The 25,792-nt window shown below is 63.8% G+C and carries 28 protein-coding genes and 1 pseudogene; 13 read left to right on the top strand and 16 right to left on the bottom strand.

All coding sequences use genetic code 11. The features are described 5' to 3' along the window. Positions 1-9 precede the first annotated feature (9 nt). Positions 10-798: an ion transporter gene (locus NAO55_RS11045; RefSeq protein ID WP_102840891.1), complete on the bottom strand. Its 789-nt coding sequence runs from the start codon at positions 796-798 to the stop codon at positions 10-12. Positions 799-885: 87 nt separating this feature from the next. Here NAO55_RS11045 and NAO55_RS11050 point away from each other — a divergent pair, with 87 nt between their 5' ends. After that, complete coding sequence (locus tag NAO55_RS11050; protein WP_102840892.1) at positions 886-1,629, top strand: DUF72 domain-containing protein; 744 nt, start codon at positions 886-888, stop codon at positions 1,627-1,629. Here NAO55_RS11050 and NAO55_RS11055 read toward each other — a convergent pair. The 4 genes from NAO55_RS11055 to NAO55_RS11070 form a co-directional block, all read right to left on the bottom strand. Further along, entirely contained in the window at positions 1,616-2,209 is a 594-nt protein-coding gene (locus NAO55_RS11055) for a hypothetical protein (protein WP_102840893.1), read from the bottom strand. The genes NAO55_RS11050 and NAO55_RS11055 overlap by 14 nt on opposite strands. Positions 2,210-2,361: 152 nt before the next feature. After that, complete coding sequence (locus tag NAO55_RS11060; protein WP_102840894.1) at positions 2,362-4,362, bottom strand: peptidase U32 family protein; 2,001 nt, start codon at positions 4,360-4,362, stop codon at positions 2,362-2,364. A gap of 147 nt (positions 4,363-4,509) precedes the next feature. Continuing rightward, positions 4,510-5,544: a MerR family transcriptional regulator gene (locus NAO55_RS11065; RefSeq protein WP_102840895.1), complete on the bottom strand. Its 1,035-nt coding sequence runs from the start codon at positions 5,542-5,544 to the stop codon at positions 4,510-4,512. Positions 5,545-5,708: 164 nt separating this feature from the next. Next, entirely contained in the window at positions 5,709-6,110 is a 402-nt protein-coding gene (locus tag NAO55_RS11070) for a hypothetical protein (protein ID WP_095461156.1), read from the bottom strand. A 150-nt stretch (positions 6,111-6,260) separates the two neighbouring features. Here NAO55_RS11070 and NAO55_RS11075 point away from each other — a divergent pair, with 150 nt between their 5' ends. Both NAO55_RS11075 and NAO55_RS11080 read left to right on the top strand, forming a co-directional pair. After that, positions 6,261-7,097 carry a CAP domain-containing protein gene (locus NAO55_RS11075; protein ID WP_102840896.1) on the top strand — a complete coding sequence of 279 codons (837 nt, stop codon included), beginning with the start codon at positions 6,261-6,263 and terminating at the stop codon, positions 7,095-7,097. 123 nt (positions 7,098-7,220) lie between these two features. Further along, positions 7,221-9,131: a metallophosphoesterase family protein gene (locus NAO55_RS11080; RefSeq protein WP_102840897.1), complete on the top strand. Its 1,911-nt coding sequence runs from the start codon at positions 7,221-7,223 to the stop codon at positions 9,129-9,131. A gap of 19 nt (positions 9,132-9,150) precedes the next feature. Here NAO55_RS11080 and NAO55_RS11085 read toward each other — a convergent pair whose 3' ends face one another. Further along, positions 9,151-9,798 carry a cation efflux transmembrane domain-containing protein gene (locus NAO55_RS11085; RefSeq protein WP_102840898.1) on the bottom strand — a complete coding sequence of 216 codons (648 nt, stop codon included), beginning with the start codon at positions 9,796-9,798 and terminating at the stop codon, positions 9,151-9,153. A gap of 63 nt (positions 9,799-9,861) precedes the next feature. Here NAO55_RS11085 and NAO55_RS11090 point away from each other — a divergent pair, with 63 nt between their 5' ends. From NAO55_RS11090 to NAO55_RS11110, 5 genes are all read left to right on the top strand, one after another. Next, a complete protein-coding gene (locus NAO55_RS11090; protein WP_102840899.1) occupies positions 9,862-10,257 on the top strand; it encodes a MerR family transcriptional regulator in 396 nt (131 codons plus the stop codon). Positions 10,258-10,344: 87 nt separating this feature from the next. Continuing rightward, on the top strand, positions 10,345-10,494 hold the full coding sequence (locus NAO55_RS11095) for a hypothetical protein (RefSeq protein WP_180981651.1): 150 nt from the start codon (positions 10,345-10,347) through the stop codon (positions 10,492-10,494). A gap of 107 nt (positions 10,495-10,601) precedes the next feature. Further along, entirely contained in the window at positions 10,602-10,724 is a 123-nt protein-coding gene (locus tag NAO55_RS11100) for a cytochrome c biogenesis protein ResB (RefSeq protein ID WP_218276905.1), read from the top strand. 209 nt (positions 10,725-10,933) lie between these two features. Further along, complete coding sequence (locus tag NAO55_RS21010) at positions 10,934-11,176, top strand: hypothetical protein (protein ID WP_232244543.1); 243 nt, start codon at positions 10,934-10,936, stop codon at positions 11,174-11,176. Between the two features lie 92 nt (positions 11,177-11,268). Then, complete coding sequence (locus NAO55_RS11110) at positions 11,269-11,517, top strand: FmdB family zinc ribbon protein (RefSeq protein ID WP_063543918.1); 249 nt, start codon at positions 11,269-11,271, stop codon at positions 11,515-11,517. 59 nt (positions 11,518-11,576) lie between these two features. On the opposite strand, the gene NAO55_RS11115 is transcribed toward NAO55_RS11110, so the two are convergent. Then, on the bottom strand, positions 11,577-11,999 hold the full coding sequence (locus NAO55_RS11115; protein WP_102840959.1) for a DUF2141 domain-containing protein: 423 nt from the start codon (positions 11,997-11,999) through the stop codon (positions 11,577-11,579). Positions 12,000-12,369: 370 nt separating this feature from the next. Between NAO55_RS11115 and katG the strand changes: the two genes are divergently transcribed. Beyond that, positions 12,370-14,604, top strand: coding sequence for a catalase/peroxidase HPI (gene katG / locus NAO55_RS11120; protein ID WP_102840900.1), 2,235 nt, complete (start codon positions 12,370-12,372; stop codon positions 14,602-14,604). A gap of 88 nt (positions 14,605-14,692) precedes the next feature. On the opposite strand, the gene NAO55_RS11125 is transcribed toward katG, so the two are convergent. Further along, a complete protein-coding gene (locus NAO55_RS11125) occupies positions 14,693-15,583 on the bottom strand; it encodes a LysR family transcriptional regulator (RefSeq protein ID WP_102840901.1) in 891 nt (296 codons plus the stop codon). Between the two features lie 84 nt (positions 15,584-15,667). Between NAO55_RS11125 and NAO55_RS11130 the strand changes: the two genes are divergently transcribed. Then, positions 15,668-16,450: an NAD(P)H-dependent oxidoreductase gene (locus tag NAO55_RS11130; protein ID WP_102840902.1), complete on the top strand. Its 783-nt coding sequence runs from the start codon at positions 15,668-15,670 to the stop codon at positions 16,448-16,450. 39 nt (positions 16,451-16,489) lie between these two features. Here the strand turns inward: NAO55_RS11130 and NAO55_RS11135 are convergent, their stop codons facing one another. The 3 genes and pseudogenes from NAO55_RS11135 to NAO55_RS20975 all read right to left on the bottom strand — a co-directional run bounded on the left by NAO55_RS11135 (position 16,490) and on the right by NAO55_RS20975 (position 19,661). Next, positions 16,490-17,800 carry a methyl-accepting chemotaxis protein gene (locus NAO55_RS11135; RefSeq protein WP_102840903.1) on the bottom strand — a complete coding sequence of 437 codons (1,311 nt, stop codon included), beginning with the start codon at positions 17,798-17,800 and terminating at the stop codon, positions 16,490-16,492. Between the two features lie 201 nt (positions 17,801-18,001). Beyond that, a complete protein-coding gene (locus NAO55_RS11140; protein WP_102840904.1) occupies positions 18,002-18,388 on the bottom strand; it encodes an ester cyclase in 387 nt (128 codons plus the stop codon). 104 nt (positions 18,389-18,492) lie between these two features. After that, positions 18,493-19,661: pseudogene (locus tag NAO55_RS20975) on the bottom strand (DUF2855 family protein). Here NAO55_RS20975 and NAO55_RS11155 point away from each other — a divergent pair. Together NAO55_RS11155 and NAO55_RS11160 are read left to right on the top strand one after the other, a co-directional pair. Then, the gene (locus NAO55_RS11155; protein WP_102840960.1) at positions 19,660-20,292 is read left to right on the top strand and encodes a TetR/AcrR family transcriptional regulator; all 633 of its coding nucleotides are present in this window, start codon (positions 19,660-19,662) and stop codon (positions 20,290-20,292) included. The pseudogene NAO55_RS20975 and the gene NAO55_RS11155 sit on opposite strands and share 2 nt — an antisense overlap. A 161-nt stretch (positions 20,293-20,453) precedes the next feature. After that, the gene (locus NAO55_RS11160) at positions 20,454-21,197 is read left to right on the top strand and encodes a class I SAM-dependent DNA methyltransferase (RefSeq protein WP_102840905.1); all 744 of its coding nucleotides are present in this window, start codon (positions 20,454-20,456) and stop codon (positions 21,195-21,197) included. Positions 21,198-21,234: 37 nt separating this feature from the next. Here NAO55_RS11160 and NAO55_RS11165 read toward each other — a convergent pair whose 3' ends face one another. The 3 genes from NAO55_RS11165 to NAO55_RS11175 form a co-directional block, all read right to left on the bottom strand. Further along, a complete protein-coding gene (locus NAO55_RS11165; protein ID WP_102840906.1) occupies positions 21,235-21,930 on the bottom strand; it encodes a GNAT family N-acetyltransferase in 696 nt (231 codons plus the stop codon). 107 nt (positions 21,931-22,037) lie between these two features. Then, on the bottom strand, positions 22,038-22,388 hold the full coding sequence (locus tag NAO55_RS11170) for a TfoX/Sxy family protein (RefSeq protein WP_102840907.1): 351 nt from the start codon (positions 22,386-22,388) through the stop codon (positions 22,038-22,040). 76 nt (positions 22,389-22,464) lie between these two features. Next, positions 22,465-23,187 (bottom strand): FMN-dependent NADH-azoreductase, encoded by a 723-nt coding sequence (locus tag NAO55_RS11175; RefSeq protein WP_102840908.1) that lies wholly within the window; start codon positions 23,185-23,187, stop codon positions 22,465-22,467. A 115-nt stretch (positions 23,188-23,302) separates the two neighbouring features. Between NAO55_RS11175 and NAO55_RS11180 the strand changes: the two genes are divergently transcribed. Beyond that, on the top strand, positions 23,303-24,202 hold the full coding sequence (locus tag NAO55_RS11180; protein ID WP_102840909.1) for a LysR substrate-binding domain-containing protein: 900 nt from the start codon (positions 23,303-23,305) through the stop codon (positions 24,200-24,202). Positions 24,203-24,719: 517 nt separating this feature from the next. Here NAO55_RS11180 and NAO55_RS11185 read toward each other — a convergent pair. Beyond that, the gene (locus NAO55_RS11185) at positions 24,720-24,893 is read right to left on the bottom strand and encodes a hypothetical protein (RefSeq protein ID WP_180981652.1); all 174 of its coding nucleotides are present in this window, start codon (positions 24,891-24,893) and stop codon (positions 24,720-24,722) included. A gap of 25 nt (positions 24,894-24,918) precedes the next feature. Continuing rightward, positions 24,919-25,731 (bottom strand): hypothetical protein, encoded by an 813-nt coding sequence (locus tag NAO55_RS11190; protein ID WP_146030733.1) that lies wholly within the window; start codon positions 25,729-25,731, stop codon positions 24,919-24,921. Positions 25,732-25,792: the final 61 nt, after the last annotated feature.

Genomic DNA, 25,792 nt, shown 5'->3' on the forward strand with positions numbered 1-25,792 from the left:
ACGTACAAATCAAACCCCTCGCTCTGCCGCATCGCCATCGTCACGGCGATCGTCCCCCAGCTGCAGCTTCAGGCTGCGCACTTCTTCAGTCAGGCATTCCACCTGTACCAGTAGTCGCTGCAGGGTTTCGCGGTCGGCCAGCTGGTCGCGGTTGTCTTCCTCGTTGCGGTCGGCGACGAACAGCGAACCGATGTAGGCCGCGAAGCTGCCGAACAGACCGACTCCGGACACCATCAGCAGCACCGCAACGATACGGCCCAGGGTGGTGACCGGATAGAAGTCGCCGTAGCCGACCGTGGTCACGGTGACGAACGCCCACCACAGCGCCTCTTCCGGCGTATTGATCGAACTCTGTGGATTGGGCGCCTCGACCAGCAGCATGGTCAGCGCGCCGAACGCCACCAGCAGCATGGTCGCGGTGGCAGCGGAGGCGACGATGCCCTCAGCGCGATTGCGAAACAGGATTCGCCAGATCAGTCGCACCGACTTGATCGCGCGCAGCACCCGCAAAAGCTGGAACACGCGGAACAGCTTCGCCGCCTGGAAGCCGCCGGCTGGAATGCTGGCCAACAGATCGATCCAGCCCCAGCGCATGAACTGCCGCTTGCTCTCGGCCTGCTGCAGACGCATCCAGAAATCGAGAAAGAAAAAGAAGCAGACGATGTTGTCCAGATAGCCAAGCAGTGTCGAGATGTCGTCGGGAAGATCGAGCAGCAGATCGGCCATCAGCGCACCGACCACATAGATCGACAGCACCAGAATCAGGATCTGGAAGGGCGTGACGAGGCGATGTTTCATGAGTGAACCATGTGGATATGGCGGAGAAGCGCCGAAGTTTAAAGCACAGCGCCGACTTCGCGCCGGACCGGAAGGCGTGAAGTGTCGATGAACCCGAGCGAAGCCATTCGTCTCGGCTGCGCCGGCTGGAGTCTGCCGCGTGCCGTCTGGCCGGAGTTCACTGGAGACGGCACGCATCTGGAGCGCTATGCCCGGCGGCTGCCAGCGGTGGAAATCAATTCATCCTTCTACCGCCCGCATCGCCCGGCGACCTACCGCAAATGGGCCGCCAGCGTGCCGGCCGGGTTCAGTTTCTGCGTCAAGCTGCCGCGACAGATCAGTCATGACAAACGCCTGCACGGGGGCATGGAAGAACTCGAGCGCTTTCTCGTTGAAGTCAGCGAGCTGGGTGCCAGCCTTGGCTGCCTGTTGCTGCAGCTGCCGCCGTCGCTGGTCTACGAGCGTCCGATGGCCGAGGGTTTCCTTGCAGGCTTGCGTAAGCGCTACGGCGGTGCCCTGGCGCTGGAGCCGCGGCATGCCAGCTGGCTCGACGCCGATGCGCAGCTGGCCCACTGGCGTATTGCGCGGGTCGCCGCGGACCCTTCGCCAATCCTGGGTGGCGACCAGCCGGGTGGTTGGCTGGGTATGCGCTACTACCGATTGCACGGCTCGCCACGCGTCTACCACTCGTCCTACGCCGACCAGTGGCTGCAAAGCCTGGCCGAACAGCTGGAAGACTGCGCGAGGTCGGGTGTGCCTTGCTGGTGCATCTTCGACAACACCGCCAGCGGCGCCGCGCTGGAAAATGCGCTGACGCTCCAGGTGATGTTGCGCCGGCTCAGCGCGGAATGATCCGCACGCGCCCGGCGGTGTTGTCGCGCCGCGCGGCCTTCTCGTTCTCGGTGCGACCGGGGATGCTGGCGAGCTCCTGGCCGCGCTCAGGCGTCGCCGTGCCGTCCAGCTCGCGTTCGTCGACGCTGATGGAGGTGGCGTCCGGGTAGCCGGTGGTCAGCGTCTCGGTGCTGGCGGTGACCGGCGTGGCGTCGTCGCCCCAGGTTGCGCTGCGCTCGTCGATATCGATGGCGCCGTTGTGCTCCATGATCCGCTCCACCGCCGGCACCCGCGCTTCATCCTCAAGCGATACCGTCACGATCGTCGATCCGCGGCGCGCCGCCTCGGGGTAACGACCAGCGTGGGCGGCGGCACCATCGCCGAAGACCTTGCGGAAGAAATTGCCGATATGTTCGGCCGCGGTGGCATCCGGGGCGGGCTCCTCGCCAACCACCTCCACGCGGCTGCTATTGACCTGCTCAGGGTTCATGGACGCCGACAGCTGGATGTCTTCGACGGCGATGCCCTGCTGCACGAGCGTCTGCTTGACCTGTTGGGCTTGCTCGTAGCGATCGAATGCTGCGATCAGAATCTGTTTCATGGATCACCTCGTGTCGGGCAGCGGAGCTGCGATTCATGGATGGTTCGGTAAAGGCCATGAATCTTTGGCGCGAGGTGGCCGGGGATGGTTCCGGCGCAAATGTGTGTGGACATGAGCCGGGGCAGCCGTGCTCGTGGCTGCCCGGCCGGCTGTCAGGCCTGCGGTGCCCGGCGAATGGTCTTGAGCAGGTCATCCGGGGTGATCTGGCCGACCACGCTGGCGGCGCTGCCCGGCTGCGGCAGGTCGAGGATGTGGCCCTTCATCTTGCCGATCACGTGCATCTCGCAGGGTTTGCAGTCGAACTTCAGCGTCAGCACCTCGTCACCGTGCACCAGCTGCATCGGCGCGACCTTCGTGCGCACGCCGGTGACGCCCTTGGCCTGCTTCGGGCACAGATTGAAGGAGAAGCGCAGGCAGTGCTTGGTGATCATCACCGGCACTTCGCCGGTTTCCTCATGGGCCTCGTACGCCGCGTCGATCAGCTGCACACCGTAACGGTGATAGAAGGTCCGGGCCTTCTCGTTGTAGACGTTGTAGAGAAACGACAGGTGCGATTCTGGATAGACCGGCGGCGGCACGCTGACCGGCTTGCGCCCGCCGCGCGGGCGGATGGCTTCGCGCGCTTCGGTCAGTGCCTCGATGGCTTCGCGGCGCAGCGCCTTGAGTTGCGAGTTGGGGATGAAGAACGCCTGCGGCGCATCCACCTCGACCTCTTCGGCGTGGTAGATGGTGGTGCCCAGTTGGCTCAGCAGGTCGGCGATCTGGCCGGGCACCTGCTCGGGCTTCTTCGCTTCGCCAAAGGGGCCGGGCAGGGTGGCCGTGGCATAGGCGCCTTCCTCGCTGGTGACATGCAGCTCCAGCTCATCGGCGCGCAATTTTGCCAGCCACCGCACACCGATGCGGCGCTCGGCGGACGTCTTGAGCAGTGCGTTCTGCCAGTTGTGGTCCAGGTTGCGGTTGAGCGGGTGGTTCGGGCGCACCTGGCGGATCGCGGCGGGCATTTCGTTGGGTTCGACGCGGTACTGCCAGAACGGCTGACCGTCCTCCTCGAACTGCTTCAGCGGCTCGACCACGCTGGCACGGAAACCCACCACCTCGCGCTTGATCAGCACGTTGAGGCCGTCGCCGTTTGAGAGCGGCTCGCGGGTCTGCACGGTCAGGTCATGCTTGCCGACCTTGAGCACTTCACCCACGGCGAGGCCGGTGAAGGTCGGCGAGTCGAAGGCGCCGATGTCGATCTTGCGGTCGGTGACGAAGTAGTCGGTGCTACCGCGGTGGAACGTTTTGTCCGGGTCCGGTACGAAAAAGTGATCGGTGCGGCCGCTGGAGGCGCGGGCCAGGTCAGGGCGTTCGGCAAGAATGCCGTCCAGGCGCTGGCGGTAGTAAGCGGTGATGTTCTTCACGTAGCTCACATCCTTGTAGCGCCCCTCGATCTTGAACGAACGCACGCCGGCATCCACCAGCGCGCTCAGGTTGGCGCTCTGGTTGTTGTCCTTCATCGACAGCAGGTGCTTCTCGAAGGCCACCACGCGGCCCTGATCGTCCTTCAGCGTGTAGGGCAGGCGGCAGGCCTGGGAGCAGTCGCCGCGGTTGGCGCTGCGCCCGGTCTGCGCGTGGCTGATATTGCACTGCCCGGAAAAGGCGACGCAGAGGGCGCCGTGAATGAAGAACTCCAGAGTCGAATCCACTTCATCGTAAATCGCGCGGATTTCCTGCAGGTTCAGCTCGCGGGCGAGGACCAGCTGCGAGAAACCGGCCTTGTCCAGGAACTTGGCCCGTTCCAGCGTGCGGATATCGGTCTGGGTACTGGCATGGATCTCGATGGGTGGGATATCCAGCTCCATGATGCCCATGTCCTGCACGATCAGCGCGTCAACGCCGATCTCGTACAGCTGTTGGATCAGCGCGCGCGCGGCTTCCAGTTCGTCGTCGTGCAGGATGGTGTTAAGCGTGACGAATACCCGCGCGTGAAACAGATGGGCAAATTTCACCAGCTCGGCAATGTCGGCCACACTGTTCTCGGCGTTGTGCCGGGCACCAAAGCTGGGGCCGCCGATGTACACCGCGTCGGCGCCATGCAGGATGGCCTCGCGGGCGATGCCGGCGTCACGGGCAGGGGCGAGCAGTTCGAGATGGTGCTTGGGAAGGGACATGGGCACGGACCGGCTGTGTTTCGAGGTCGTGCATTGTAAAGACTTGCTGCGCAGCGTCCATGCGCAACGCCTCCGTTGGCGACGATCTGTTGCCGGCGAGGCGGGAGCCTGCGTGGCCGGCACGCAGGCTCATCGCTGGCGGTCTGTCTAGTTGCGGCCGTGCTGCATCAGGGCCGTCATGGCCTGCCGCAGGTAGTCGATCAGCTCGGGCGCTACCCAGGTACCAGCCTGCAACTCCGGTTCCTGCTGCTCGGCCTGCTGGATTCGGCGCTGGGTGTCGGCGTTCGGGCCGGCGTAGGCGTTGAACAACTCACCCCAGCGGCGGGCCAGTGCGGTCACCCGCTCGTGCTCCGGCGGGAGACGCTCGCTACGGCAGCGCTGAAGCTGCGCGAGCAGTTCCGGCCATTGGCGCAGGCTTGCGGCGTAATGCGTGCGCATGTGGGCGAACTCGTCGTCCGTCAGGTGGCGACGGTAGATCGCCAGGCGGTGTTCGGCGAACGCCGCCAGCACATAGTCGCGCATGGCCTGGCTGACGCCGGTTCGCTGCTGCAGCCCGGGCTCGGCTGCGTGCATGGTGTCGAGCCGGGTCAGCAGGGTCGGGTCCTGCGCGGTGTCGCGCTCGAGCTGGATCATCCAGTCCCGCGCCAGCCGCTGTGCTTGCTCGGCCTGCGTCGGCACGCCGGCCTCCATCAGTGCCTTGACCTGCTCAGCCAGGGCGGGCCAGGCACTGATGCCTTGGTCGAGGCGTTCGGTGAAGGCCAGCCTGGCCAGTTCGTCGGCGGAAAAGTGCTTCTCGTACATGATCATCGATCCCAGGGTATCCAGTAGGTCGGTCAGCGCGGGTTCCTCGCCCAGGACGTAGCGCTCGCGCAGCCTGTGCAATCGGCTGCGTAGGCGCTGGAGGCTCTGCAACTGGCGATTAAGCTGCAGCAATTGCTGGTCGATCAGTCCGGGCAGGGAAACCGCGCGCTGGTTCAACAGGGCTCCGATGTCGGTCAGCGACAGGCCAAGGCCACGCAGTGCCTGGATGTGATGCAGGCGCTCGACGTCCTTGCGGTCGTAGAGCCGATAACCGGCATCGGAGCGTGCGGACGGTTTGAGCAGATCAAGGTTGTCGTAGTGATGCAGCGTTCGGACGGTCACGCCGGAGCGCCTGGCCAGTTCGCCTACCTTGAGCAACATTGATGTCTCCTTTTCGTTTCGCACGGCAGGGATCGTCGGGGCTGACGCTGCGTGAGGGTCAAGCGGCAGCAACGGATTTTTTTCGAAGGGGGCAGGCGGCGGCAGGCTTGGCTATGAAACCGTGCATGGCAGCGAGGGCAGGGTGATCGTGATGGGACGCACGCTCAGAGCCCACCCAGCAAGTCATGCGCATCGAGCAGGCGCCAGGCGACTTCCGGATGCGTTTCCAGACCCCGGCGAATGGCGGCCGCGATGGCCGGGCGAGTCTTGCGGCAGAGGCCTGGCTGCTCGGCGAACTCGATGGCGATGCCGCGCATGCTGCGCACTTCGTTGTGCCCAGGGCTCACGCTGACGCGAATGCCCAACTGGTCGAACATGCGCTGCTGCAGTCGCTCGAGGTCCTCCAGGCTCTGCAGGTTCTCCAGTCGCTCCAGCAGGCGGCGTTCCTCGTGACGGGTCAGACGCAGGATGCGCACGTCCGCTCCGGGCGTTTCCAGCAGTTCGTCGCGCCGGCAGGTGCAGGTGCCGGGCGGGCAGGATTGGCGAAGCGGTGGATGATCGTTCATGGCGTTCGATCATAGCCAAGGCCGGGCAAGGCGCCCAGCCGGTGGCGTTGTGCCGGCTGGTGATGACAAGCTCGGCCGCGTCGCGCACCATGGCGGCTGTTCCGCGCCGGGTGCGCGCCGTCCCGTCAGGGCCATCGCTGGAGAACTGTCATGCGTGTTCTGTCATCCGTCCTGCTGCTGGCAAGCTTGTGCGTTGCCGGCGTCGCGGCCGCCGAGGAGGCCCGGCTGATCGAGTCGGTCAATGCCTACCGTGGCGAGGTACAGCGCTGCGGCAGCAAGGCCAGCGAGGAACTGCCGCCACTCACGGCCGATTCCCGGCTGAACCTGCCGGTCGGTGCCGCCGGTGATCTGCAGGATGCCTTGTCCCGCGCCGGCTACCCGATGGTCACGGTGCAGGCGATCACGCTGTCCGGGCCGCGGGATGCTCAGGCGGCGATGCAGGCGCTGCGCGAAAGCTTCTGCCGGGTGATCCTCGATCCTCAGTTCACCGATATAGGCGTCAGCCGCGAAGGTCGCGACTGGCGCATCGTGGTGGCGCGGCCGCTGCTCGATGGTCGCCTCGGCGACTGGCAGGCCGAAGGGCAGAAACTGCTGGAACAGATCAATACGGCGCGGGCATCGGCCCGGCGCTGCGGTACGCAGGATTTCGCCGCAGCCGGGCCGCTGAGCTGGAACGAGACGCTCGGTAGCACGGCCGAAGCACACAGCCGCGCTATGGCCAATCGCAATTTCTTTAGCCATCTGGGCGAGGACGGGCGCACCCCTGGCGATCGCGCTGAACTGGCCGGCTACACGGGCAGGCTGGTGGGCGAGAATATCGCCGCCGCGCTGCCGACCGCCCGCAAGGTGCTGGAGGGTTGGCTGGCCAGCCCTGGGCATTGCGCGAACCTGATGAACCCGCAGTTCAGCGAGCTTGGTGCCGCCTATGCGGTCGATCCGCAGAGCGATGCGGCCATTTACTGGACGGCGATGTTCGGTGCGCCCTGATCGACGACGCTGGCGGCCGTTCCACCGCGGAGCGTTCGGCAGCGGCCCGCTGTCAGAGAGTCCTCGTTCCAGTAATCAGGTCTACCCTTGAGCGATATACCCCCAACCCATGACCTCCCGCCCGTGCTTGCCGGTCCGTTGCTGCGTCGGGTCGAGCCTGGCCGGATCGTGTTGTGGCTGGTCGCTTCGCGATCGCTGACGCTGTCGCTGCTGCTCGAAAGCCCGGCCGGGGGGCTGCAGTGCCACATACCGCCGCAACAGCTGGACTGCCAGCGCCTGGCAATCGGTGAACACGCGGTGTTGCACCTGATCCAGGCCGTGCCACCGGCGCCGTTGCCCAGCGATTGCCTGATCGCTTACGACCTGCTCATCCACACCGGCTCAACGCAGCAGGGCATCGCCGACTGGGCACCGCATCTGCTCTACGGCGACGCAAAAGCGCCGAGTTTCGTCATCAAGTCGCGGCTCGACCGCCTGTTGCACGGCTCCTGCCGCAAACCGCACCACGCCGCCGCGGATGGCCTGCTGTGCGTGGATGAGTTGCTGCACGATGCGTTGGGCGATCCGGGGGCGCGCCCGGCCGTGCTGTTGATGACCGGCGACCAGGTCTATGCCGACGACGTCGCAGGGCCGATGCTGGTAGCCATCCACGCGCTGGTGCGCCGTCTCGGCCTCTACTGCGAGCGTCTCGAAGGTGCTGTGGTGGATGACAGCGACGAGCTGATGGCGCATCCGGCGACCTACTACCACCGCGAGCAGCTGCTGCCGGCGTTCAAATCCAACGAGGCGCTGCGCGAGCGCTTCTTCGGTGGTGTCGACAAGCCGGTGTTCACCACCGCCAATGGGCAGAACCACCTCATCAGCCTGGCCGAAGTCATGGCGCTGTACCTGCTAGTCTGGTCGCCGACGCCCTGGTCGCTGATCGCGCCGGTCATGCCTGCGCTGGAGTCAGAGCACGCCGAGCGCTATCGCTGCGAAGAGCGCTGCCTGCTGACGTTCCGCGAGGGCCTGCCGCGGGTAGCGCGGGCGTTGGCGCACGTGCCGTCGCTGATGATCTTCGACGACCATGACATCACCGACGACTGGAACCTGTCGGCCCGCTGGGAGCAAACCGCCTACGAGCACCCGTTCTCGCGGCGCATCATCGGCAACGCGCTGATCGCCTACCTGCTGTGCCAGGCCTGGGGCAACCAGCCGGAGCGATTCGACGCGCTGCTGGAACAGATGCAGCGCTTGTTGGCCAGTGTGGATGACGGCTGGCTCGATTGCGTCGAGCAGAACCGCTTCATCGACACCCTGCTGCATCTCGACGGCTGGGGCTACGAGCTGCCTACCGATCCGCCGCTGGTGGTGCTCGACACCCGCACCCGGCGCTGGCGCAGCGAGCGCAACCTCAGTCGACCGTCCGGCCTGATGGATTGGGAGGCGCTGAGCGAATTCCAGCAGAACATCCTCGACAAGCCGGCGGTGCTGATCGTGTCGCCGGCGCCGATGTTCGGCGTCAAGCTGATCGAGGCGGTGCAGCGGGTATTCAGCTGGGCCGGCCAGCCGTTGCTGGTCGATGCGGAGAACTGGATGGCGCACCGCGGCGCGGCCCACGTGATGATGAACATCTTCCGCCATTCACGTACGCCCGGTAACTACGTGGTCCTCTCCGGCGACGTGCATTACTCGTTCGTCTACGAAGTGCACATTCGCGGTCGCGATACCGCACCTCAGCTGTGGCAGATCACCAGCAGCGGCGTGAAGAACGAGTTCCCGCGGCGCCTGCTGGACTGGTTCGACCGCCTCAACCGCTGGCTGTATGCACCCTGGTCGCCGTTGAACTGGCTGACCAAGCGCCGCCGGCTGGAAGTCGTGCCGCGCGTACCGGACCGCAGTCAGGCCGGCGAGCGGCTGTGGAACGGCTCGGGCATCGGCTTGTTGGTGCTGGACGAGCAGGGCAGGCCGCGGGAGATCCTCCAGCTGAACGCCGACGGCTCGGCGCCGGTGGCGTTCCTTCGCGAGCGCGCTCGCCCTCGTGGCGAGGCTTAGTCGCGCGTGCCCCGCGGGATCACGCGCGTCGCTCCACATCGCTGACCGCCATCCGCTCGGAGCGCAGCTCTTCCAGGGCGTGGCGGGTGATCTGCACGGCTGCACTGATCGAGAGCAGCGCCATGATGCTGGCCACGATCAGGTCCGGCCAGCCCGCGCCGGTGCCGAACACACCCAGCGCCGCGAGCATCACGGCGAGATTGCCCAGCGCATCGTTGCGGCTGCACAGCCAGACGCTGCGCATGTTGCTGTCGCCTTCACGGTAGGCATAGAGCATGAGCGCCACGGTGACGTTGGCCAGCAGCGCGATGGTGCCGACGATGCCCATGGTCGTGGCCTGCGGCACGCTGGCATCGATGAAGTTGTCGATCGCGACCACCAGGATGAACACGCCGAACAGACCCATGGTCAGCGCCTTGGCCAGCGACGCTCGCGCGCGCATCACCACGCCAAGGCCCAACACGAACAGGCTGACACCGTAGTTGGCCGCATCGCCGAAGAAATCCAGCGAATCGGCCAGCAGCGATACCGATCCCGAGCGCACGCCTGCGCCGATCTCGACAGCGAACATCGCCAGGTTGATCAGCAGCGCGATCCAGAGAACCCGCCGATAACGCCCGCGCACCGCTGCGCTGGCGCAACCACTGTTGCAGCAATTTCCTGCCATGAACGTCGCCTCGAAATGTCGATGGCGATACGCTAAACCCTGTAGCAGCTACAGGGTCAAGTCATGCCTCTAACCATCGGCAAGCTCAGTCAGGCCACCGCGGTGAACGTGGAAACCATCCGCTACTACGAGCGCATCGGGCTGCTCGCGGCGCCGGCGCGGACGTCGTCCGGCTACCGCACCTACAGTGAGCAGGACGCGGCCCGATTGCGCTTCATCAAGCGCGGGCGGGAGCTCGGGTTTTCCCTCGACGAAATCCGCACGCTGGTCGAGCTGGCCGACCAGCCGGGACATGCCTGCACCGACGTCGATCGCCTGGTACAGACGCATCTGGTGCAGGTACGTCAGCGCATCGCCGACCTGCAGCGGCTCGAAGCGGAGCTGCAGCGCCTGGCAGGCTGCAGCGAGTCGTCGGTCCGCGAGTGCCGCATCATCGAAGCGCTGTCGGCGGCCGATTGATGGATGAGTTTTGCCGGTTCTGGCGAACCTCCGGCGCGGTCGGCGGCTCCAAGGCTATCTACACGCCACCAGCAAAGGCCCGCTGCCATGATCGACCCAGACGACCCGCTCAAGGACGGCCTGACGCCGCCGGACTACGACGAATACGGCGATGTTCCGGATTCGGGCGAGAACGATACCGAGCCGGATGACGACTCCGACGACGAAGCGAGTCCGGGTCAGAGCCCGCTCGGATAATCCTGGCCTGGCCGCCCGACGCTTGGCACCCCGACTGGACAATTGGCGCTGCCCAGCCTAAAAAGGCGCGCTGCGCAGCAGCAGTGTTCAATGGAGGCAGCCCCATCGTGAGAAAGAAGAAGCCCGTCGACCCCGTCCGGCAAGCAGAAAAGAATCGCGCCCACCGGATCGGCTGGCTGATAGCCTTGGCCGGCATCCTGGTGGGCTTTGCCCTGGTGATGAGCAAGTAAGCGCTGTTCGCGTTTCGTGGAGGGCCGGCGCTCCCTGTCGAATCACCCGCAGCCCCGCTACGGCGGGGCTGTTTCCGTTGCCGCGTGCTGATGGGTAACCGCACCGAGACGAGCAAGTCGTCTGCAACTTTTGTCTGATAAGCGTTCGCATATACGAATGGTTCCGCACGCTTCTATAATCTGCCACCTTTTTTCCGAGGCGGCCGGGCGTGGGCGTTTCCGAATCATTCCAGCACTATGTTCTTGACCCGATCCTGCTGCAGTTCAGCAGCCTGTTCGACCTCAACGGTCGGCTGGGCCTGCTTTTCCTCGGGGTGTCCTATGCCGTTGCCTACTTGCTGTTCCGCTACCTGACGCTCTACAGCCTGATCGTGTTGCCATTTGTGGATGCTGTCCGCAAGTTTCTGCTGGCGAGGGCGCCAACCGGCGCGGCGCAGCGCGGCAGGAGCTGAGTGCGGGACGGATTTGCTCGTACAATCATGCGTGATCCGCGGCCGGGCAACGGAGCCCTGAGCCGATCTGCGCAACAAACGAGGGGAAAACCATGCCGACCTACGACTATCGCTGCGAAGCCAACGGTCAGGTTTATGAAGTCCGCCATCCCATGGCCCTGCGTCCGAAGACCTGGGGCGAGCTGCGCGCCGCCTGTGCGCTGGCCGAGGATGTGTCGATTCCAGACGATGCGCCGGTGACCCGGCTGATGACCGCCGCCGGGGTGGTGAACAGCCGGGTGCTGAAGAACCCGGAAGCCCCAGCCTGTGCCCGCGGCGGTTGTGCCGGTAATTGTCGTTGAGCGATCGCCGCGTTTGACCGCGAGCCGTTGGCGGCGAGTCGGGGCCGAGTCGACGGTCGCTAGTAGCGCATCTTCAGCTCAATCTGTGCGGGATCGTCGGCGGTCACCGCGAAGGCGCTGTCCTCGTAGGACGGTGGGCCCATCACCTTTGGGTTGTTCGATAGTCCGTAGCCTTCGGTGGGGAACATGCCGAAGCGCAGGTCCAGCCGACCGTTGTCGTTCTCGTCGTGATAGGCCAGTACGGCGTAGCGGCCGGGCGGCACATCGTCGAATGTAACGGTCACGGTACCGGCTTCGGCCTTGGCCTTCCGTGCGGTGAAGGCCTGGTTGTCCTTGCGGAAGCTCTTGGCATCGGAATACACCGCCACGGCCACCTGGCCCCGATCATGCTGCAGCCCGTTGAGCGTGACCTGCAATTGCTGCGCATGTGCCGCAGGTGCGGCAAGGGCGAGGGCAATGCCCAGAGTCGAAAGTGTCTTCATGCTGTGCTCGTTCAATTCACGTTGGCTGAAGTCGCCGCCCTTCATGCAAGGGCCTGGCTGGCGGCAGGCGGCTCGATCGGCGGACATCTTCCAGCAACAAGCGAAGCGTTGTCCACGCACGGGATCCTGCTCAAGGTGAAAGACCTTCTATCACCTCGATAGGGAAGTTTCATGGTCGTCGCTACAGGGACGTTGTCGGACTACGTAACGCGTCTAAATCGGGGCTTTGCCGCACGTGCGTCGGCATCCGGCCGTACCGGAACAGGGTAAGCCGGCGTTCCGCTCGCATCCGCCCTTCGATCCCGGTGCTACGTTTTCCTGAGCGGTGCCTGGGCGCACCTGGACCATAACCAGCCGTGAGGAACAGAAGATGAACGCCGAGTCTGGAGAAAACAGCGCGAGTGGTGGTTGCCCCTTCGGTCATGGTGCCGGCACGCCACGCAAGCGCATCACCAACCGGGACTGGTGGCCCGAGGCGCTCAGCCTGACGTCGCTCAACCAGCATTCCCCACGCTCCAATCCTTACGGTGGCGATTTCGACTACGCCGCCGCCTTCAATTCGCTCGATCTCGACGCGGTGATCGCCGACCTGCACAAGGTGATGACCGATTCGCAGGACTGGTGGCCAGCCGATTTCGGCCACTACGGCGGCCTGTTCATCCGCATGGCCTGGCACAGCGCCGGGACCTACCGGATCACCGACGGCCGCGGCGGCGCCGGCGGCGGCCAGCAGCGCTTCGCCCCGCTCAACAGCTGGCCGGACAACGCCTCGCTGGACAAGGCGCGGCGCCTGCTCTGGCCGATCAAGCAGAAATACGGCCGCAAGCTGTCCTGGGCCGACCTGTTCGTGCTCACCGGCAACGTCGCGCTGGAATCCATGGGCTTCAAGACCTTTGGCTTCGGCGGCGGGCGCGCCGATACTTGGGAGCCGGAAGAGCTCTACTGGGGGCCGGAAGGCACCTGGCTGGGCGACGAGCGCTACAGCGGTGAACGCCAGCTGCACCCCGGCCTGGGTGCGGTGCAGATGGGGCTGATCTACGTGAATCCGGAAGGCCCCAACGGCAACCCGGACCCGAAAGCGGCGGCCATCGACATCCGTGAAACCTTCGCGCGCATGGCCATGAACGACTACGAGACCGTGGCCTTGATCGCTGGCGGCCATACCTTCGGCAAGACTCATGGCGCCGGCGATCCCTCGCTGATGGGGCCGGAACCGGAAGGCGCGGTGATCGAGGACCAGGGCCTGGGCTGGCGCAGCCGCTTCAAGACCGGCATCGGCGCCGATGCGATCACCTCCGGCCTGGAAGTGATCTGGAGCCAGACCCCGACGCGCTGGTCCAACTACTTCTTCGAGAACCTGTTCAACTTCGAGTGGGAGCTGACCAAGAGCCCGGCCGGCGCGCATCAGTGGGAAGCCAAGGACGCGCCGGAAATCATTCCGGACCCCTTCGACCCGAACAAGAAGCGCAAGCCAACCATGCTGACCACGGACCTGTCGCTGCGCTTCGATCCTGAGTACGAGAAGATCTCCCGGCACTTCCTGGAAAACCCGGACGAGTTTGCCGACGCCTTCGCCAAGGCCTGGTTCAAGCTGACGCACCGCGACATGGGCCCCATCGGCCGCTACCTCGGCCCGTTGGTGCCGAAGGAGCCGCTGATCTGGCAAGACCCGATCCCCGAGTGCGACCATCCGCTGATCGACGAGGGCGACATCGCCGCACTGAAGCAAAAGCTGTTGGGCATGGGCTTTTCCGTCTCCGAACTGGTGTCGGTGGCCTGGGCGTCGGCCTCGACCTACCGGGGTTCCGACAAGCGCGGCGGCGCCAACGGTGCACGCATCCGCTTCGCCCCGCAGAAGGACTGGGAAATCAACAACCCGCCACTGCTGGCCAAGGTGTTGGAGAAGCTCGGCGAGATCCAGAGCGCGTTCAACGCTTCGGCCACCGGCGGCAAGAAAGTCTCCATGGCCGACCTGATCGTGCTAGCCGGTTGCGCGGCGGTCGAGAAGGCGGCGAAGGACGGCGGCGTGGACATCAGCGTGCCGTTCACGCCAGGTCGGATGGATGCCGAGGAGGAGTGGACCGACGCGCAGTCCTTCGAAGCGCTACGCCCGGCGGCCGATGGCTTCCGCAACTACTACCACGAGTCCAGCTTCATGGCGCCGGAGGAAGCGCTGGTGGACAAGGCGCACCTGCTGCGCCTGAGCGCACCGGAGATGACCGTGCTGGTTGGCGGCATGCGCGTGCTGGGCACCAACGCCGGTGGTAGCCAGGAAGGCGTGTTCACCCAGCGCGTCGGCGTGCTGTCCAACGACTTCTTCGTCAACCTGCTGGACATGAAGAACGAGTGGACCGCCACCGAGCACAAGAACCGCTTCCAGGGCCTGGACCGCAAGACTCGCCAGCCCACCTGGACGGCCACCCGCGTCGACCTCATCTTCGGCTCGCAGTCGGAACTGCGTGCCCAGGCCGAGGTGTACGGCATGGCCGATGGCAACGAGAAGTTCGTCCACGACTTCGTCAAGGCCTGGGACAAGGTGATGAACGCCGACCGGCTCGACATCGGCAAGCCGGCCGACAACTTCAGCCAGAAGCTCTCGGCGTAAGAAGGGCGGCGGCGCCTCAGGCGCCGCCGCAGCGCCACATCGGTTTTCACGCCGCTGCATCCCGGCCGGCAGTTACCTGGTAAGGCGGCTATACCGCATTAGCGATCTGCTCGCGCAGCCATTGATGGGCCGGGTCGCGGTGGGCGCGCTCATGCCAGAGCATGGCCATTTCGTAGCCGGGAATCTCCAGCGGCGCCTCGACGACCTGCAGGGCGGCGCCCTCAACCAGCCTTTCGGGCAGCATGGCCACCAGGTCAGTGCTTTCCAGCACCGAGCGCAGGAACAGGAAGTGCGGCACCGACAGCACCACGCGTCGTTGCTGACCATGCGCGGCCAGGGCATCGTCGGTGGCACCGTGAAAGCCGCCGCCATCCGGCGAGACGATCACCTGATCCAGTGCGCAGAACTGCTCTAGCGTCGGCCGTCGCCGCAGGTGCGGATGCCCGGCACGGCCGGCCAGCACGTAACGCTCGGTGAACAGAACGCGGCGGCGCAGGTTGGATGGCGATCCGTCGACGGTGTGTAAGGCGAGGTCGATATCACCCTGTTCAGCCTGGCGGGCGATGCGCGAAGGCTGCATCTCTACCACGGCGATGCGTGTGCCCGGTGCGGCGGTGCGCAGGCCGGCCAGAGCGGGCAGCACAATGGCGGACTCGCCATAGTCGCTGGCTGCGATGCGCCAGACGTTCTGCGCCGCGCCAGGGTCGAACGGGCTGGCTGGGGCGACGGCTTGCTCCAGCGCCTCCAGCGCCAGACGCAGGGGCTCGCGCAAGGCTTCAGCCCGTGCGGTCGGCCGCATGCCTCGTGGCCCAGGTATCAGCAGAGGATCGTCGAAGATGTCCCGCAGCTTGGCCAGGTGCACGCTCACCGAGGGCTGGGAAAAATTCAGACGCTCTGCGGCGCGGGTGACATTATGCTCGGCCAGCAACACGTCCAGGGTCACCAGCAGATTCAGATCGAGGCGTCTGAGATTATTCACGGCAATACCTGAGATATGGCTTATTCATTTCAAACATACCTCGGCAAGCCACATTCTGCAGCCGTCCCGCTACGGAGGTTTCCCATGAATGTTCTGCTTGTTTATGCCCATCCCGAACCGCGCTCGTTGAATGGCGCGCTGAAGGAATTCGCCGTACAACGCCTGCAGGCGGCTGGCCATCAGGTCCAGGTTTCCGACTTGTATTCCATGGGTTGGAAGGCCGCGATCGATGCCGGCGACAGCCTGGATCGCGACCCCGAAGCGCGTTTCGATGCTTCCGAGGATTCCCGACGCGCGTTCGCCAGTGGCCGGCAGAGTTCTGACATCGCGGCCGAGCAGGACAAGCTGCGCTGGGCGGATGCGCTGATCCTGCAGTTCCCGCTCTGGTGGTTCTCGATGCCGGCAATCCTCAAGGGCTGGGTCGACCGGGTATATGCCTACGGTTTCGCTTATGGCGTCGGTGAGCACTCGGATGCGCGCTGGGGCGATCGTTACGGCGAGGGTTCGATGGTGGGCAAGCGGGCCATGCTGATCGTGACGACCGGTGGCTGGGAATCACACTACAGCCCGCGGGGGATCAACGGGCCCATCGACGACCTACTGTTCCCCATTCATCACGGCATCCTGCATTACCCGGGCTTCGATGTGCTGCCAGCGTTTCTGGTGCACCGGACCAGCCGTATCGATCCGGCCCGATTCGAGACACTCCGCGACGAACTGGGCAAGCGCCTGGACCACCTCTGGCGCACTGAGCCCATCGCCTATCGCAAACAGAACGGCGGCGACTACGACATTCCGGCGCTAACGCTCAGGGCCGACGTGGCGCCAGCGCAGGTCGGCTTTGCCGCGCATGTCGAGCAGCCGTAACAGCTCCAGGGGCCGGGGGCGTGTCCTGGCGTTAGGTCGTCAGAGTTCCTTGGCGAACCGTTCGACCGCGCTGACCACCTGCTTGGCGGCGTCCTGAATCTCGACGATCACCGCACCGGCCTGGTTGGCCAGCCCCAGGCCCTGCACCGCCTGTTCGCGGCTGGCGAACATGTTGCGCACCGCCTCGTCGGCCAGCGCCTGGTTCTGTTGCACCACATTGACGATCTCGTCGGTAGCGGTGCTCGTGCGCGCAGCCAGCTGCCGAACCTCGTCGGCCACTACCGCGAAGCCGCGACCCTGGTCGCCAGCTCTGGCCGCCTCGATGGCCGCGTTCAACGCCAGCAGGTTGGTCTGTGCGGCGATGCCGCCAATGGTCTGGACGATGGAGCTGATCAGCAGCGACTGCTTGCCGAGCGCCTCGATGCCATCGGTGGCGGACTGCACCTGGTCGGTGATCTTCTGCATCGTCACCAGGGTGTCCTTCACCACACTGGCGCCGCGCTCGGCACTGACGTCGGTCTGCAGCGAGATGTCGTAGGCGACGCCCGCGGCTTGTCGCACCTCGGCTTCACGCATGACCTGATCGGTCACCACGTTGGCGAACTTGACCACCTTGTAGAGGTTGCCTTCGGTGTCGTGCACCGGGTTGTAAGTCGCCTCCAGCCAGACCTCACGGCCATTGCGGTCGACACGCCTGAAACGGTCGGCGATGTACTCGCCGCGATTGAGCTTCTGCCAGAAAGCCTTGTAATCGGCCGAAGCGGCATCTTCCGGCATGCAGAACAGGCTGTGGTGCTTGCCTTTGAGCTCCGCGAGCGAATAGCCCATGGTCTGGAGGAACTGCTCGTTGGCCGTGACCACCGTTCCGTCCAGATTGAACTGGATAACCGCGGTCGAGCGCAGCAGGGCGCTGATGAATGCCTCGTTCTCCTTCGCCCGGTATACGGCCTCGCTGATGTCGCTGCCGAAGCCCTGAATATGCGAAAGCTTTCCGTCGGCGGATGCGATGGGATACCAGTGGATCTTCAGCCAGGCGAGGCTGCCATCGGCTCGCAGGTAGCGATAGTCATCGCTGATCGGCTCGAGCTTGGCCACGGCGGCGCGAAAGTTGTGAAAGCAGGGCAGGTTCTTCACATAGGGCGGAACGATTTCGGCCAGAGGGCGGCCTTGGAGGTGCCCGTGCGAGTAACCCAAGGTTCGGGCGAATCGATCATTGAACGCGCAGATCCTGGAATCTGCATCCAGCGTGAGCGAGAGCATGTCACTGTTCATCTTGCCCATGAGCTGGCGCAGGATCGCCAGCTCGGCGTCCTTGGCTTCCAAATCCTTTTTCAAGCGGCTACTAAACATGCAGGGCATCCAATCGATCTAGTTGTGCTTCCGATATCGGCGAAGAGTGCGGGCGCTTGAGCGACTTCCGTGTCGCGTCAGCGAAAGCCGTGGAACCAACGAAGGGTCATGACGTGCGGTGCGTGCCGAAGCGGAAAAATGAACGGGCGCGATTACCACGCGTTTGTCTTCGCCCACATGGGATGCGAGCTGTCATCGTCCTCAGAGCTGATCGCCAACTGCCTCCTTGTCGATTACCGACCACACGTTGCGGATCTTTCCCTCGAGGAACTCGTAGAAGACGTCTTCGGTAAAGACGACTCGCCTGCCATTCACTGCAAAGCCAAACAGCTCGCCTGTGGGGGTGCAATCGAACCGCAGCTGTGCCGCCACATGGGGCGGTTCGACGATGAGCAGCCCGATATTGAACTGCAGGTCGGGGATCGCCCGAACGTCGGCCTCAAGCATCTGGCGATAGCCGTCCAGCCCGACGAACTGGCCGTTGTAGTGCACCTCGTCATCGACGAAGCGCTCCAGCTCCGCCCAGCGCCTGGCGTTCAGACAGGCGATGTAGCCCCGGTAGCAATCAGCGATCTCGTCGCCAGTCATGATCGTTCCCCGCAAAGAAAGCCCGATAGTCAGGCTAGCGATTGGCTCGATATACGCCAGCTGCATCGACCGGTCGCGCTCGCTGTGGTTATCCGATTACCTGGTCAGTCGAGCACCACGGCGTGACCCTCCAGCGGATTGATGTCGCCTTTGATCAGGGATTCGGCCAGCGCCTGTGCGGACTCCAGACCAGCGTGTTCGTGCACCTGCATCCAGGTCTGCTGCGCATCGCTAACCTGAGCGATAAAGGCCAGCTGCGCCTCGTTGAAGCGGCGGGTTACCTCGGCAGGGCCCCAGTCGGCGTTGCGTTTCTTGATCTGATAGGGCGCGAAGTAGGGCTGTGGCTGCGGACCGGCCAGCGTTGCGTCCGTCTTTCTGTATTCGTGGTTCTGAGCTGACCCGGCGAAGCAGTCGTACACCAGCGCATCCTTGAAATGGCTGTGGATCTGCCGGCGTAGATCGGCGCTGCCGGAGAAGTCGACGTAGAGCGTGGGCACGCTCGGGTCCAGCGAAGCGAGCTGGTCGTAGCCCAAGGCCTGATGGTAGCAACCCAGGCCTTGCACGAAGTGTTGCCGGCGGAAGTCAGCCCGATCAGCTGCACGGCCGGGTTGTCCTGCAGGCAGAACGCCGTGCCGTACGCGGTCTTGCTCGAGGCGCTCGACATCAGGATCTGGCGCGCGCCGAAGAAGGCGTTGTCGTCGAGGAAATCGGCCAGCATGAACGAGGTGATGAACAGTGGTCGCAGCAGCATCTGGTAGTTTTCGCTCTCGGCGCGATAGGCGGCGTCGCTGCTGATGCGTTGGTACTGGTTGTAGGCCGAGGTGAGTTCCAGTCGATGCTCGGCACCGTCATAGAAACCGCGCTCGGAGACGCGTACCGGCTGCATCACGACATGGCTGGCAATCGGCCAGAAGCCGTAGAAGCGTTCGCTCTTCGCCAGGCCATCGACGGTACTCTCCACGACTTCGGCGAAGCCCCACGCCGGCATGTGAAACCACTCGCCATCGCCGGTGGGGTAGAAGTCCCAATAGCGCAGGTGAGGCGTCTCGCCGAACGCGGCGTAGGTGACATTGTTCGTGGTCAGTGCCAGCCGGCTGATACGCAGCAGGGCTTCGCCGGGTTCCGGCATCGGTCGGGTCTGAATGCGGGTCTGCTGCATGTCTTTCTTGTTGTTCTGCAACTGGCGGATGACGCTCATCGATGGCACCTTGGGTTCGTAAATGGACGACTTCGACTCTATCCCTTTCGTTTCACCGCCGGGTTCGGATTTCATGAGCACACGATTGCCGAGCGCCAAGCCGCTCAAACGGCCGACTCAGCAGCGCGCCAAGGCCACCGTTCAGGCGATTTTCGACACCTATGTTCGGATATGGCAGCGCGACGGCTGGTCTCGACTGACGACCCGCGCGGTTGCCCTGGAAGCCGGCGTGGCCATCGGCACCCTGTATGACTACTTTCCTAACAAGCACGCGCTGCACTCGGGCTACGTGCGTTATTGCGTCGAGCAGCTGCTGGAGGCCATCGACGCGCAAGCCGTAGCGCCAACCGCGCTTGCCTGGCCCGAGCGCATCCGGCGACTGGTCCGCACCCTTGCCGGGGTCGAGTCACGGCTGCCCTGGTTCCACCCGGACATGCTCGAACTGGAAACGCTGGTGGCCGAGCCCAAGCATCAGCGTCGGGCCTACGAGGATCTGTTGGGCGCCTGGCACCGTGTCATCGATGCGGCGCCTGACCTTCCGGTGCGTCCCTCGCCGGCAACCCTGGAAGCGCTGCATCTTTCGGTATGGGGCGGGCGCCGCTACGCCATGCTGGTGCAACTCGAAGCGGATCGCATGCAGGCCTGGGCCGCCAGCATGGAACAGCTGTGCCTGGACAGGCTCGCGGGGCCGGTCGCCCCTGCCTGAGCGTGATCGGGCGAGTCCAGCCCGCTCAAAAAGGCGGTGAGCTTTAGACCCGTAAAGCTGAGCAACCCGTATGGACGCGTCGGCTCAAGCGCAAATGCCGGGCGAATCGCAGCCGACCGGGATAATATGCGCGCCCCATCGACCCCGCACTTTAGGTCATCATGCCCGGCGATGCTCTCTATACCGACTTGTCGGGTTACTACGACCTCATGTGCGCGGACATCGACTACCGGGCGCAAAGCCACTGTGTCCAGCGATTGCAGCAGCTGTTCGGCAACGGCGGGACGAGGCATCTGGACCTCGCCTGCGGCACTGGCCCGCACGTCCGGCATTTCATCGATGCCGGCTATACCAGCGGCGGGGTCGACATCAACCAGCCGATGCTGGACAGAGCCGCCGCACGCTGTCCGGAAGCGCAGTTTTCCCTGCAGGACATGTGTGGCTTTGCAGTCGAGCAGCCGGCCGATCTGATCACCTGCTTTCTTTACTCCATCCACTACAGCGCCGGGCTGACCAGACTCGAGTCGTGCATCGCCAGCGCGCATGCCGCGTTGGCCCCCGGCGGGCTGTTCTGCTTCAACGCCGTGGACAAGCGCCGGATCGACAACGCGTCATTCGTCTCGCACACGGCCCGGCATGCGGACGGCCTGTTCACCTTCAGCTCGGGTTGGCACTACCCGGGGGAAGGGGAGCAGCAACAGCTGAGGCTGCGCATCGGCAGAACCGCCGCCGATCAGAGCCAGGTATGGAACGACGAACACGCGATGGTGGCAGTGAGCTTTGCCGAGTTGCGCGCGCTGCTGGCGCCGTACTTCAAAGTGCATGTGCTCGAGCATGACTACGAAAAGATCGTGCCCTGGGACGAGGTTTCAGGGAACGCGCTATTCGTCTGCGTGAAGCGCTGATCAGCAGATCGCGCCCGCGGCGAGTTTGGCGGGGCAGTCAATGCAGGCGCTTGGCCGAGGTGTGGGCATCGATCAGATGACTGGCCTGCTGTGCCAACTGATCGAGCAGCCGGTCGCGCTGTCTCTCCGCCTCGCTCATCGCCTTGCGGCCGTTCTGCTGCACCAGGTAGCTGTAGATCTGCCGGACTTCCTTGGACTGGAATATCGGCTCCAGATCCTGCACCGCCACCGCACCGTTCGAAGCCTCGTTTCGCGTATTCATCACCACCTGTGGGCCGCGCGCCGCCAGTGGCTGAAAACCGAGCTTCTGGAAATAGGGCACCTTGCTCGCTACGCAGGCCACTTCGGCATGGGGATAGCGCGCCACCATCGCGTCGACCATGGCCCGACCGATGCCCCGCCGGCGATGCTCGGCCTGCACCGCCAGATAAACCAGCGCACAGGCGTCGGGATCATCCAGATAGGGCAGGTACAACGCGAAGCCGAGCAGGATAGCCGGGTCGTCCGCATCCAGCGCCATGATCAATTCGGGCTTGCCGGCTTGCGCACCGTCCATGCTGTCCAGGTAGCGGTGCACCTCGAAACCCACCACGTACTGGTACAGCTGATACAGCGGGTTGCTGGGCTGCAGCGAAACCGGGCTGATGTCACCGAGATAATCCACCACCATCTGCAGCACCTGGCTTTTCAGCGATTCCGGCGGCGGGGTGTCGAGGTGGGTGAGGGTGAACATGGCGGTGCTCCGGGGCGGTACGAAAAATGGCGCATTGTACCGGGCGGTATGCGACTGGCCAGGTGACGCCGCAGGGCGATCGATGCTACGAACGATGCAGTCTGCCGCTACGGGGCAGCCTTATCTGGCGTTTTCTTCCTCGGCTTGCGCGGTGCAGGGACCGGCAAGTGCTGCGCCGTCTCGATCACCAGGTGGCGCAGCACGTCGGCATCGTCCAGTAGCTCGTCGGCTACCGGATACACCTTTGCGCCAGGGTAAGGCGGCCGCTGCGGCAACTGCGGCGCAAGCGCTGCGGCCGCCGGGGTGGGCTTGATGAACAGGCTGTTGTCGCAGACCAGCGCGACGACCTTTTCATCCAGGTAGACGGCGTACTCGCCGAACATCTTCCGGTAACTCAGCCTGCCGCCAAGGTCGATCTGTTCGGCCACGTATTGCATGAAGCTGGTATCGGTCGCCATGCGTGCTCCGCTGTCTCCACCCGTGTCGGCCGTAGAGCGTAGCGTGGAAAACGGAATGCTTTCCACGCATGGCCCGCTACATCGCAGCGCACTCTGCCTGCCGGTGAGCGTCAGGCAAGGGTGCCTCGACGGTTGCCTGGAGTGTGCTGACCAGCGCATCGACCTGACGCAGCGCCTCGGCCACCGAACTGGCCAGCAGCTCGCCACCGATTTCCTGGCCTTCGATGGCGATCTGATGGATGCGGGTGATTCCGATGAAACCCAGCGCGGTCGCCAGGTTCGGCTCCAGATGGTTCATGTGCGCCATCGCGCCGCCGGGGCCGAAGCCTACGCCGCCCCGGGCGGTGAGGATGACCGCGTGCCGCTCCCGATCCCCCAGCATGGGCACGTAGGGATCGAGCGGGTTGCTCTCGTCCATGCCGACCGTGCGGTTCAGGCGCACCACCTGATCGATCCAGGCCTTGAGCGCCGCCGGCATGCCGAAGTTGTAGAGCGGCGTGCCGATGACAAGTACATCGGCCGCCAGCAGTTCGTCCACCAGCCTGTCGCTTTCGGCCAGGGCATCCTTCATCCAGGGTTGCTGACGCTCCTCTGGCGTGAAGGCCGACGCGATCCAGTCGTGGCTGACGAAAGAGGGCGGGTTCTGGCCGATGTCCCGGTAGGTCACGCCATCCTGCGGGCGACGCTCCAACCATTGACTGATGAAGCGCTGGCTGAGGTTGCGGCTGTGAGAACCGTGTTCGTCCTTGCCGGCAAGGCCGGGGCGGGCGCTGGCGTCGAGGTGCAGAAGGTGTGTCATGGCGATTCTCCTGTGATTGAATTCATCTGTCGTTCGCGGTAAATCCAGCCTAGGGCTAGGCTGTACGAGCGGCAAACGACCATTTCTTCCAACTACAGATGAGAGAAACTCAGCCATGGCGCACCGTTGGTTACCCTCGCTTTCCGCCTTGCGCGCCTTCGAAGCCGCCGCTCGCCACGAGAGCGCCAAACAGGCTGCGGAGGAGCTGTCCGTCACGGCTACGGCGATCAGCCACCAGATTCGCTCGCTGGAGGAGTCGCTCGGCGTGGCGCTGTTCCTGCGCAAACCGCGCAAGCTGGAGCTGACCGAGCCGGGACGGGAGCTGCAACAGACGCTGGAGACGGCGTTCGACAGCATCAGTGCCACGGTCGAACGCCTCAGCGCTAAGCCCTGCCGCCAGGCGATCACCCTCAGCACCACACCGGCCATCGCGGTGCGCTGGCTGGTGCCCTGGGTCTGCCTGCTACGCGATTCCCACCCGGATATCGACCTGCGCTTTCACACCTCCCATGAACCGGTCGCGCTGGATGGCGTCACGGCGGATATCGCCATCCGCTACGGCGACGGCCGCTGGCCCGGGCTGGTGGCGGAGAAGCTGTTCGACAACACCTTCGTCCCGGTCTGCAGTCCGCACCTCGGCTTGCGTGATGTAGCCGAGCTGCCCAAACACCCGTTGATCCACTTCCGTGCGCAAGCCGCCTTGTCCGCGCCGATTCATTGGGCGTCGTGGCAAAAGCTCGCCAACGTGCCGGGGCTGGACGTCAGCGCCGGGCTGGTCTTCTCCGACGAGACCCACGCCATCTCCGCCGCTCTCGGCGCGCAGGGTGTGGCGCTGATGAGTCGGCAGCTGATCGAGGACGAACTGAGGGACGGGCGGCTGGTGCAGCCATTCGGGCCGGAGATGGAGGGCAAGCCGTTTCACCTCGTATATCCGGAGAGCCGTCGGGATGATCCGACGGTTCGGGCGGTGAGGGAGTGGGTGATGAAGGTGCCGGGTGGGTTGTGTGAGTTGTAGCTTCGCTGGTTGTTTGCGTCCGTGCCGCTGCTGGTTCCGAGCTGCTTGATACATTGGTTCCGCCCTGCTGGGCGGGTCCCTTTTGGCAGTCGCCCGGATGGCCGGCCCCGCCAAAAGGAACCAAAAGGGCTTGCCCCTACATCCGGCCCTGCGCTTCGCTCCGGGTTCGTTTGCTCCATCGCCATTCCAGGGGCACGCCGCGAAGGGCCATCCCTGGCCCATCGCGGCTCTCGCGGCATCCATGCCGCTCAACCCCTTCCACGGCGATTCCGCTCACCCTCCTGAAGGGGCGGTTGGTGTTGCCTGCCGGTCCGTGCAGAAGAAATAAATAATCCAAAGGACTCTCGGGCGACTCGGACTCCGATCCCTGTCAGGAGGCCGAGTGGAGGTGTTGCGTAGGGGGACGAGCCGCATGGATGCGGCGAGAGGGCTAGGCGCCCCCGCATAAAGGGCCAAGGATGGCCCTTGTAAGCCGGCCCCCGGAGCAGCGCCGGAGCGAGGGAAGTCTGGCCGGAGGTCAGACCCGGATGTCGGGGTGGCCTTTCTCTTTTGTTACTTTCTCTTGGCCAGACAAGAGAAAGTGACTCGCCGTGCAGGCGAAATCTGCCGGTTGGGACGAGGAAAGCGTGGCGGGGGCATCAAGCAGCGCGCCATCACCTGAAAATAAACTGTTCACTTTTGTGTGGCTCATTTCTAGTTGCATAGAAAGGAGAAGCTCAAGAAAAGTCCCAGTGCATTTGTTTAAAAGAGGGTGCTACGCCTTGCATAAGTAAAAGCTTTGCAGCTTCGTCGATGCGGTCTCTTGTAGATAGTGCCTCAATTTCTTGGGCTTTTTTAAAAAGTTCATAAATGCTGGGCTCGATAAACGTATTGCTGTAACTATAAAGCTCGTATTCTTTTAGCTCACGCAGCGAAAACTGTTTTGTTGTATTAATTAAGTAAAGGGCTGTGCTTTGCGTTATGCTTCTCGCATCTTTAAGACATAAATGTCTAAAGACCCTGACGGCAGCTCCTTTGGGGTTTGGGTTGTGCAAAAGCACTATATCCATTTTTTTTCTTTCTAAGCTTTCTAGGTAGCTAGAATCGCAAATGACTTCACGGGAGCGCCAGTTCATTAGTATGGCATCCCAGTTTAGAATTGTTGTTTTGGTTAGGGAATGAATTGATTCGTATTTTACGAAGCCGCGAGCTACAGCCCATGTGTCCTTTGCGTGCCATATGTCAATTGGCCAGCCGGCGACAGTTAGTCTGTAGCCGCCGAATTTGTTCGGTGTGAGTCCAAGGTTTGAGATTATATTAAAACAGTCTTCCCAGTTCCCATCTATGACTATGTCAATATCTGAGCAGAAACCTTTTTTTCCGAACATGGCTATGTCGCGGAGTATTCCTCCAAAAAGATAGATGTCAGAGTAGGGGGAGTTCTTGGATATTAATTCAATAAAATCTTTTGGCTTTTTGAAGGCATAGGCGGCGCCTCCCGTCTTCGTGGAAGTATCATTTAAGTCTAGGGGGATTTGGTTTTTGGTCATTGGCCGTTTGGGTGCGGTATCAAAAAACCTTTCTACCCTAGACTTTAGGTTAGAGAATGAG

The sequence above is a fragment of the Stutzerimonas frequens genome (assembly GCF_024448335.1).
Classification (GTDB): domain Bacteria; phylum Pseudomonadota; class Gammaproteobacteria; order Pseudomonadales; family Pseudomonadaceae; genus Stutzerimonas; species Stutzerimonas frequens.